We start from the raw sequence: 10497 nt of genomic DNA, 5'->3' as shown, positions 1-10497 counted from the left end.
TCCCCTCACCAATTCCCTGGAACTGCCTATGGGGATGGTCTCAAATGGGGTGCGCCACCCGGAGATCACTCCTCTGCCCCTGGGATAACGGATAGCGACAGGGTGGTCCGCGCCTTTTTGTACCGTAAAGAGTATGTTGCGCAACTCTGTTTCATTCATGGGAGCAAAAATGATCATATTCGGGATGCAGCGCAAATAAACGAGATCATAGGCCCCGTGATGCGTGGCCCCATCCTGCCCGACGAGTCCCGCCCGGTCTATGCAAAAGATCACGGGGAGATCCTGAAGTGCCACGTCGTGGATGACCTGGTCATAGGCCCTTTGGAGAAAGGTGGAATAGATCGCACAAAAAGGGATCAGGCCTTCGGCCGCCATCCCTGCAGCCATGGTCACCGCATGTTGTTCTGCGATCCCGACATCGAATGCCCGATCCGGGAAAGCCTCCATCATATATTTCAGGGAACTGCCCGTCGGCATGGCCGGAGTGATCCCTACTATGCGATCATTTTTTTCTGAAAGTTCTACCAGGGTAAGTCCAAAAACGTCCTGGTACTTCGGGGGCTGTCCCGAAGAAGAGGAGGGGGTGAGTTCCCCCGTTTTTCTGTCGAATCTGCCCGGGGCGTGATAGATGATCTGGTTCTCCTCTGCCTGCTTCAGTCCCTTTCCCTTGGTGGTGATCAGGTGAAGCAATCTCGGCCCTTTGATCTGTTTCATCCTGCGCAATGCATCCATTACGGCCGGCAGGTCATGACCGTCTACCGGTCCTGAATATTTGAAATTCAGACATTCGAAGATATTTTCTTCCTTGGCGGTTCCTTTTTTTACATTGGTCAGGTATCTCTTCAGGGCTCCCACACTGGGGTCGATGCCTATGGCGTTGTCATTCAGGATGATCAGAAGGTTGGCGTCCAGTACCCCTCCGTGGTTCAGCCCTTCGAAAGCCATACCGCTGGCAATGGAAGCGTCCCCGATCACCGCGATGTGCTCCCTCTCATTGTCCCCTTTCAGCCTGGCTGCCAGGGCCATCCCGATAACAGCCGAAATGGAAGTGGAACTATGTCCGGTACCGAATGCATCATACTCGCTTTCCTCCCTTTTCGGGAAACCGCTAATCCCGCCGAATTGCCTGTTCGTGTTGAAACGGGGTCGTCTGCCGGTCAAAATCTTATGCCCATAGGCCTGATGGCCCACATCCCAGATCAGTCTGTCATGGGGGGTATTAAAGATGTAATGGAGGGCAATGGTGAGCTCCACAACTCCAAGGCTTGCTCCCAGGTGACCTTCCTTGGCCGAAACGATGTCGATAATGAATTCCCTGAGTTCCCCGGAAAGGGCGATCAGCTTCTCCTCTGGCAGTTTGCGGAGATCCTCGGGACTATGTATGGAATCCAGGAGTTTCATACAGGGGACAAAGGTACACTAATTCGGTTTTCAAGGGGATTGCCCCATTGATGAAAATTGTATTTTTGATCCCATGGATCTCATACTCGACGATGCGTATTTCATGAGAAAGGCTCTGCAGGAAGCTGAGCTTGCCTTTGAAGAAGGGGAAGTGCCCATTGGGGCTGTCATTTCCGTACAGGGAAGGATCATAGCCAGGGCCCACAACCAGACCGAACGGCTTAACGATGTCACGGCCCATGCCGAGATGCTCGCCATCACAGCGGCTTCCAATTTCCTGGGAGGAAAGTACCTGTACGACTGTACGCTTTATGTAACCCTTGAACCCTGCCTGATGTGTGCCGGAGCCCTGTACTGGAGCCAGATACCGAGGATCGTCTATGCAGCTCCGGATCCTCAGCGCGGCTTTTCCGCCTCAGGGGGAAAGCTGCATCCCAAGACACATATCAGTACCGGGGTGATGGAAAAGGAAGCCAGTGAACTGCTAAAGCGGTTCTTTATCCAGAGGCGTAACCTGAATTAAGCACAAAAAAAAACACCCGTATGTAAACGGGTGCTTAGCCTTCAATCAAAATAAAATATATCAGCTTACCACCTGTACCTTGGCGGCAACCATTCCTTTTCTCCCCTCTGCTTCTTCGTATTCTACTTTGTCTCCCTCGTTAAGCTCAATCCCATTAAGGGCGGTGGCGTGAACGAAGATGTCTTTTCCGGTCTCGTCGTTGGTAATGAATCCGTAACCTTTGGATTCATTAAAAAATTTTACTGTTCCAGTCATCCAATAAAGATTAATAAATGATATAAGTACTACTAAAATATGGAATTTTGGGCAGATGAAACAGAGGAATCCCCATTATTTGGTTGAGGCAGAGTCTTTTCTGGACTTTTTCTCTTCGATTTCCCTCATTTTACGAATGTTGTCTTCGGTCAGCATATAATCCTTCACCTTCTTTCCTTTGCTCTCTTTCAGCAGGAAGAGCGGCATGGCCAGGAGAAACAGGCCTACGGTTCCGAAACCAATACACTTGTTGCCCAGGGCGGGTTGTTCCCCTATAACGATAAAACCGTAGATGATGGCTCCCAGGGAGAGCAGAACAATAGCCGTAATGAGATATTTGCTTTTGAGCATGTTATTGCTTTGTAAAATTGATCAGCTTGCGCCTGTAGGCCGTGAGTAATTTAGATTTGGAGACAAAGCCGTAGTATTTCCCATCCCGGATCACGGGCAGATTCCAGGCACTGCTGTCCTGGAATTTTTGCATTACGGCCTGCATGCTGTCCGATTCGTAAAATATGTGTTCCGGTGCCTTGTGCATCAGTGTTTCCACCAGGATCTTGTCGTACAAGGTGGTGTCGAACATAAAGTCCCGCACATCATCCAGCAGGACGATACCCACAAGGACCTCCTCTTTGTTGACCACCGGGAAAATATTTCGGGTTGATTTTGCTACGGACTGATGCAGCATCTCCCCCAGGGTCATCTCCAGGTTCACTGTTTTGAAATCCTTTTCAATGACGTCGTCGAGTTGCATAAGCGTCAGTACGGTCTGGTCCTTGTCATGGGTGATGAGGGCTCCTGCCTTGGCGAGTTCCCGGGTATAGATGGTGTGGTCCATGGCGTTCTTGGTGATCAGGAAGGAGATGGCCGATGTGATCATCAGCGGGACGAAAAGTTCATACCCCCCTGTGATCTCAGCGATCAGGAATATGGCCGTCAGAGGGGCGTGCAACACACCTGCGATGAGTCCGGCCATCCCGATCAGGGTGAAGTTGCTCTCATTGACCTCAAAGCCCATTCCTATGTTGTTGATCACCTTGGCGACCACATTCCCCAGGGTGCTGCCCATGACCATGGTCGGGATAAAGATCCCGCCGGCACCTCCCGCAGCAAAGGTAGTGGTCATGGCTACCGCCTTGAAGATGGTGATGCCGAAAAGCAGGGCGATGACCACCCAGATATTGGATGTGTACTCATCAAAAGGGGTCTTTCCCAGGGCCTGGAGGGAATTCCCGTCCAGCAGATGATTGATAAAACCAAATCCTTCCCCGTAAAGAGGAGGGATAAAGTACAGCATGACCCCAATCGCGATCCCGCCTACCAGGAGTTTGTATTTGGGGCTTCTGAACCTTCTAAAGAACTGCAGGATGCCGAAATACATCTTGGTAAAATAGATGGAGGCAAAGGCCGTACCCACCCCCAGCAGGATATAAAATGCCGTGTCCCGGATCTGGAATTTTTCCGTGATATTAAAAAAGAACAAGGTCTCATCCCCCAGGAAAAAATAAGAGGTAAGCACCCCTGAGATGGAGGCAAAGAGCAGGGGAAGCAGAGAGATCATGGTCAGGTCCAGGCTGAACACCTCCACGGCAAAGATGATGGCCGCAATAGGTGATTGAAAGACCGATGCGATGGCTCCGGCAGAAGCACAGGCGATAAGCAGGGAACGGGTTTTGGCATTGATATGCAGGAAGCGCGACAAATTGGAGCTCAGGGCGGCCCCTGAGGCTACGGCAGGACCCAGAAGTCCCACGGAACCCCCGAACCCTACCGTAAGCGGGGCAGTGATCAAAGGGGTGTAGATCTTTTTTACACTGATGATCCCCTTCTTTTTTGACATGGCCAGAAGGATGGAGGAGATGGCGTGTTCCAGCTTCTCCCTGTGGACGTACTTCACATAGAGATATACCAGGGTGAGGCCTACGATCGGACTTATAAAATAGAGCTGGGTACTGAAAAAATGGATGCCGCGGTCGACCAGGGCCTCGATAAAATACGTGGTATTTTTCAGGGTAACTGCGGCCAGGCCCGCGAGAAAGCCCACGGCCACGCTCATGATATGGATAAAGGTCTTGTTGGAGATATGTTTATACCTCCATTTGAAAAATCGTGAAAACAGAATCTTGATCCGTTTCTGCATGTCGATTTTACCTCATTTAAGATCGGGCAGTTCTCAAATCTGCCCTGTGGATTCGATAAGTCTAATCCTGCCTTAGACGCAAATTCAGTTCCTCGAGCTGGTCCTTATCAATAGGTGCAGGGGCATCGATCATCACGTCACGCCCGCTGTTGTTCTTCGGGAAGGCGATGAAATCCCGTATGGTCTCCTGCCCTCCGAGGATTGCCACCAGCCTGTCTAATCCGAAGGCGATGCCGCCGTGAGGAGGAGCGCCATACTGGAAGGCATCCATGAGGAATCCGAATTGGGCCTTGGCCTCTTCTTCTGAAAATCCGAGGTGCCTGAACATGATGCCCTGCACTTTTTTATCGTGAATCCTGATGGACCCGCCCCCTATCTCGTTTCCATTTAGCACCAGGTCATAAGCATTGGCCCTGACGGCCTCGGGATCCGTGTCGAGCAATTCGAGCTGACCCGGCTTGGGAGATGTAAAGGGGTGGTGCATGGCGTGGTAATCTCCGGTTTCCTCATCTTTCTCGAGAAGGGGAAAATCGACCACCCAGAGGGGGGCAAATTCCTCAGGATTACGGAGCCCCAGGCGTTCTGCCATTTCCATACGCAGGGCACTTAGCTGCGTCCTGGTCACATCGGTCTCCCCGGACAGCACGCAAACAAGGTCGCCAGGTTTGGCACCGGTGGCCTCTGCCCAATTCTTGAGATCTTCCTGTTCGTAGAATTTGTCAACGGACGACTTAAAACTACCGTCTTCCAGACAGCGCACATAAACCATCCCTTTGGCGCCGATCTGTGGCCGTTTAAGCCAGTCGATGATCCCATCGATCTCCTTTCGGGTAAAGGCAGCGCCCCCGGGAACGGCGATCCCAACCACAAGTTCGGCGGAGTTGAAGACCTGGAAATTCCTGTGCTGGGCTATTTTATTGAGTTCGGCAAACTTCATATCGAAGCGGATATCCGGCTTGTCATTCCCGTAGGTCTGCACAGCCTCGTCATAGGTCATCCGAGGGAACTTGTCGACCTCCACATTGCGGATCGCCTTTAGCAAATGACGTGTCAGGCCTTCAAATGCGTTCAATACATCTTCCTGTTCTACAAAGGCCATTTCACAATCGATCTGGGTGAATTCCGGCTGCCTGTCGGCCCTCAGGTCCTCATCCCGGAAACATTTTACGATCTGAAAGTATTTGTCCAGACCCCCTACCATCAGGAGTTGTTTAAAGGTCTGGGGAGACTGGGGCAGGGCGTAGAACTGTCCCGGATTCATCCGGCTCGGCACAACGAAATCGCGTGCGCCCTCCGGGGTGGATTTAATGAGATAAGGGGTTTCCACTTCGATAAAACCCTGGGCAGAGAGGTAATTCCTCACCTCCATGGCCACCTTGCTTCTGAAGATAAGGTTCTCCTTTACGGGATTTCTCCGGATATCGAGGTAGCGGTACTTCATCCTGAGATCGGCGCCTCCGTCTGTCTCATCCTCAATGGTGAAGGGGGGGAGGAGAGCCGAATTAAGCACTTTCAGTTCGGTGACCAGGATCTCAATTTCACCGGTAGGCAGTTGTGGATTTTTGGAAGCCCGTTCGATTACGGAGCCATGGACCTGAATGACGAATTCCCGGCCCAGTTTCCTGGCTTCGGTCAGCAAAACGGCGGATGTACGCTCCTCGTCAAATACCAGCTGCGTGATCCCGTAACGGTCCCTGAGATCCACCCAAACCACAAAACCTTTATCCCGCACTTTCTGTACCCATCCACTCAGCACTACATCGGTGCCGATATGCGTTTTTCTCAATTCACCACAGGTGTGACTTCTATACATTGAATATCCGAATTTTAGATGCGGCAAATGTAAGAAGTAATGCGCTCAACCCCCAATTTACAATTGATTTTTGGGGATTTATTCCCTTGAGGGAAACCAAAGAAAACGGCAAATAGATTTTGAGGTTAAAAAATCTTCATTACCTTGGAATGTCAAAAATCTAACTCAAAACTAAATCAACATGAAACAAAAACTACTTGGAAAGACGTTCCTGTGGTTGTTTTTAGCGTTGCCCATTCTAGGGTTTTCGCAGGGAACAGTAAGTGGGAACATTACGGATTCCAGTTACGGAGGCCCCCTCGCGGGGGTGAACGTCGTGGTTAAGGGCACCTCCAGAGGGGCGGTATCCGACTTCGACGGAAATTACTCGATCAACGTGGACAGTTTTCCAGCCACTCTGGTCTTCTCATCCCTTGGGTATGAGACCAGGGAGTTGACCGTGGAGGGACCTACAACCCTAAACGTGGCCATGGCTGAATCTGCGACCGGACTAGACGAGGTCATCGTGACCGGTCTGGGAACATCTATTAAGCGAAGTAACCTTGCCAATGCGGTGGCGACGGTCTCCAATGATGAACTGGTAGGGACCACCGCCCAGTCGACCTTGGATGGAGCACTCTACGGGAAACTGACCGGGGTGAATATCACTTCGTCTTCAGGAGCACCCGGTGGGGGATTTGCCTTGCGTTTGCGCGGTATCTCTTCGATCAACGGGAACAACCAGCCCCTTTATATTGTTGACGGGGTATATGTGAACAACTCAGAGATCCCTTCGGGACTGAGATTTGCCTCAGGAGCCAACAGGGGGAATGAGGAGAACTCGGCCAACAGAATCGCCGACCTCGATCCCAACGATATTCAGAACATTGAGGTCCTCAAAGGAGCTTCTGCAGCGGCCATTTACGGAACGCGGGCGAATGCCGGGGTTGTGATCATCACCACCAAACGCGGTAGCCAGGGAAAGACCGAAGTAAAATTCAGTCAGGATACCGGGTTTAATACCATCATTAAAAAATTGGGGCTGAGACCCTGGACAGCTCAGAGTGTGGAAGACACTTTTGGTGCTGCTGAGGTCACCCTTTACAACCAGGCTATCGCTGCCGGTGGCCTTTTTGATTACGAAGACATCATCTATGGTGAAACCGGTCTGATCACGGATACACGCATCAGTGCCAGCGGGGGAGATGAAAAAACCAAATTCTATGTAGGGGCTTCCTACAGGGATGAGGAAGGGATCATCAAGAATACCGGTTTCGATCGATTCTCCTTAAGAGCCAATATCGATCACAAAATTTCCAATACCTTCAATTTCTCGGCTTCTTCCAACTATGTGAGGAGCAGCTCCAGCAGGAGTTTTACAGGTAATGAGAACGAAGGCGGATTGAGTTACGGGTACACCCTGGCCTTTACCAGGCCGTGGATCAACCTTTTTCCCGATGAGACCGGGGCCTATCCGGATAACCCGAACTACTCAGGTAACCCGATTTTTGTGAGGGATCAGGCGAGGAACGAGGATAAGAACAACCGTTTTATCCAGGGGATCAAACTGGAGGCCAATGTACTGAATACAGGAGACGACGCCGTTAAGCTCATCTTTAATGGTGGAGCTGATTTCCTGGCGAACGAGACATTCGTCTATGTTCCTGAGACCCATCAGGCACAGCGAGGTAACCAGAACGGATTCATCGGTGTTGGAAAGAACAACTTTACCAACTTCAACTACCAGGGGATCGCGGTTTGGAACCACAATGCCATGGGAGGAGATCTGGGTCTTACTTCTCAGGCCGGTATATCCTATCTGGAACAGCAGGCAGACTTGATCTTTAACCAGTCGACCCAATTGATCCCAAACCAGACCAATCTGAGTCAGGGATCAGCCCAGGCCATCACCCAAAACACCTCAGTGGTAAAGGAATTCGGTTATTTCGCCCAGGTGGAAGGAAATTACATGGACAGGCTGATCGGTACCGTGGGGTATCGTTTAGACAAATCGACTCTCAACGGGGATCCCAATAAATACTACGGATTCCCCAAAGCCTCACTCGCTGTGAACCTTCACAATTTCGATTTCTGGACTGAAGGAGCCCTGCAGAGGCTCAAGCTGAGGGCAGCCTATGGGGAGACGGGTTCATCCGCAGCCTTTGGTTCTGCTTTTACAGGACTCAATCAGGTGTCGATAGGAGGGGTCGGAGGATCATCGATTTCGGCACTTAAAGGGGATCCAAATGTTGAGCCTGAGACCTCTTCAGAATTTGAGGTCGGGTTTGATGCCGGACTCTTTAACAAAGTAAATCTGGAGGTCACCTACTATAACAGGAATGTGAGCGATCTGCTGCTGAGCAGGGTGCTGCCGACCTCTTCAGGATTCGGGTCGGAGACCACCAACCTGGCCGACCTTAAGAACTACGGGGTTGAGGTTGGGATCACCGTGAACCCGGTTCAGGAAGATAACTTCTTCTGGAGCTCCAATATCAACTGGTGGTTAAACCGATCTGAGATTACCAGGCTCGATGTGCCTCCCTTCCCACAACCCGGTGCCGGTTTTGGTCTCGGACTGGGAACCTTCTATATCGAAGAAGGCAAGCCGGTGACCCAGCTGGCCGGGAATGTAAATGGCGTGCCTACCCAGATAGGAAACGTGGAACCGGATTTTCAGATGGGCTTCTTTAACAACTTTACCATCGCGAAACAATGGGATGTTTCCTTCCTCTTACAATGGAAAAAAGGAGGGAATAACATCAACCTTTCCAAGTTGCTGACGGATTTGGGTGGAACTACTCCGGATCTCGACACCCCGGAAGCCCAGGAGCGTACAAGTCTTGGATTTGTCGCCGAGCGTTTTGTGGAACCGGCCGGATACCTTAGGCTGAGGGAAGCAGCGATCTATTACAGGTTGCCATCCAGTGCCCTGGAATTTTTTGGAGACACGGTGACCGGGGTCAAACTCGGGGTTTCCGGAAGGAACATATTCACCATTACCGATTACACAAGCTACGATCCGGAAACCTCTACGAACGGTGGAGCCGGTCTGTCTTCAGGGATAGAGGTAACGCCTTTCCCGAGTACCAAACAGTTCTATTTTCACTTAAATGTTAATTTCTAAAAAAATAGCGATGAAAATCATACAGAAATATAAATCAATAGGAGGTTTGGCGCTCTTGGTATTCCTTGGTGCTTTTATCTCCGCCTGTTCCTTTGATGAACAGGTAGACCCGAACAGGCCCAGTCTGGCCGGGGTTCTGACCGATGCCTCTGAGAATCAGCTCAACAACCTGGTAGTGGGCGTAGAATCGGCCATGAGGAATTCACTTCCCATACAGACAACCGCCTCGGGAACCATGGCGAGGGAATTGTATCTCTTTGATGCGGATCCCAGGAATACGGGCGACTTGCTGGGGGCCAACGGCGGTAATCTCGACAACAACTCCTTTTATTCCACGGCTCCGTGGGGGGGAAGGTATGTCGCGATCAAGAATGCGAATATCCTGTTGCAGTCCCTGGACAACACCACTTCGGTGACAGATACACAGAAGGCCGGATACAGGGGATTTGCCAAAACGATCATCGCCTTTGAGCTGATAGAGGTTTTGAAGATGTACAACCGGGCCCGAATAGACGTGGCCGACCCGGATAACCTGGGTCCCATCCTTGAGTTCGATGCTGCCCTCTCGGCGGTAAGGGCTTTGCTCGATGAGGCGCTTTCTGACCTCAACAGTGCCGGATCTGAGTTTTCCTTCCCTCTGGCAGGCTTTGACGGTTTCGATACTCCCAGCACCTTTGCCCAGTTCAACAGGGCCACGGCTGCAGTAGCTGCCGTATATGCCGGTGACGGGGGAGCCGCTCTGACCGCCCTCAATGCTTCTTATTTTGATCTGGGAGGGGACCTCAACATCGGACCTAAGCACGTGTTCAGCCTGGACAGTGGGGACCAGACCAACGGACTGTTTAAGATCCCTGACAACAACGGGGACCAGATCATTGTCCATGATTCCTTTATAGCCGATGCGGAGGCAGGAGATACCCGGGTAGACAGCAAGACACTGATCAGATCTAATCCCACCACTCAGGATGATCTGTCCGGGGCTTACCAGACTGCTCTCTATCCCTCCAATATTTCGCCTATCGATATGTGCCGAAATGAAGAGCTCATCCTGGTCTATGCGGAAGCGAATATCCTGACCAATGATCTGACAGAAGCGGAAAATGCACTTAATGTGATCAGGAATTCAGCGAACCTACCTGATATGCCTACAACGATCGCTCCGTATACAGCTGAGGAACTTACAACAGAATTATTAAGGCAAAGGAGGTACTCCCTCTGGTGTGAGAACCACCGTATGTTCGACTTGAGGAGGTATAACCTGT

General features: G+C 51.1%; 8 protein-coding genes. 3 read left to right on the top strand and 5 right to left on the bottom strand.

Features of this window, described 5'->3' with window-relative positions:
* The coding region (locus tag ABYP73_RS07370; RefSeq protein ID WP_372973884.1) for a 1-deoxy-D-xylulose-5-phosphate synthase at positions 1-1401 on the bottom strand (1401 nt) is incomplete at its 3' end.
* 73 nt (positions 1402-1474) lie between these two features.
* Here ABYP73_RS07370 and ABYP73_RS07365 point away from each other — a divergent pair.
* Positions 1475-1924, top strand: coding sequence for a nucleoside deaminase (locus ABYP73_RS07365; RefSeq protein WP_372945422.1), 450 nt, complete (start codon positions 1475-1477; stop codon positions 1922-1924).
* Between the two features lie 60 nt (positions 1925-1984).
* On the opposite strand, the gene ABYP73_RS07360 is transcribed toward ABYP73_RS07365, so the two are convergent.
* From ABYP73_RS07360 to aspS, 4 genes are all read right to left on the bottom strand, one after another.
* On the bottom strand, positions 1985-2179 hold the full coding sequence (locus ABYP73_RS07360) for a cold-shock protein (protein ID WP_188369971.1): 195 nt from the start codon (positions 2177-2179) through the stop codon (positions 1985-1987).
* 75 nt (positions 2180-2254) lie between these two features.
* Positions 2255-2530: a hypothetical protein gene (locus ABYP73_RS07355; RefSeq protein WP_372945421.1), complete on the bottom strand. Its 276-nt coding sequence runs from the start codon at positions 2528-2530 to the stop codon at positions 2255-2257.
* 1 nt (position 2531) lies between these two features.
* A complete protein-coding gene (locus ABYP73_RS07350; RefSeq protein ID WP_372973883.1) occupies positions 2532-4319 on the bottom strand; it encodes a chloride channel protein in 1788 nt (595 codons plus the stop codon).
* 61 nt (positions 4320-4380) lie between these two features.
* Positions 4381-6132, bottom strand: coding sequence for an aspartate--tRNA ligase (aspS, locus tag ABYP73_RS07345; protein ID WP_372973882.1), 1752 nt, complete (start codon positions 6130-6132; stop codon positions 4381-4383).
* A gap of 181 nt (positions 6133-6313) precedes the next feature.
* Here aspS and ABYP73_RS07340 point away from each other — a divergent pair, with 181 nt between their 5' ends.
* Both ABYP73_RS07340 and ABYP73_RS07335 read left to right on the top strand, forming a co-directional pair.
* Entirely contained in the window at positions 6314-9235 is a 2922-nt protein-coding gene (locus tag ABYP73_RS07340; RefSeq protein WP_372973881.1) for a SusC/RagA family TonB-linked outer membrane protein, read from the top strand.
* Between the two features lie 10 nt (positions 9236-9245).
* Positions 9246-10497: RagB/SusD family nutrient uptake outer membrane protein (locus tag ABYP73_RS07335; RefSeq protein WP_372973880.1), on the top strand; the 1252-nt coding region annotated here is incomplete at its 3' end.

Source organism: Muriicola sp., from assembly GCF_041567615.1.
GTDB lineage: Bacteria > Bacteroidota > Bacteroidia > Flavobacteriales > Flavobacteriaceae > Muriicola.
Note: the sequence above shows the minus strand (reverse complement) of the source record. Positions and strands in the feature narration are given on the sequence as shown.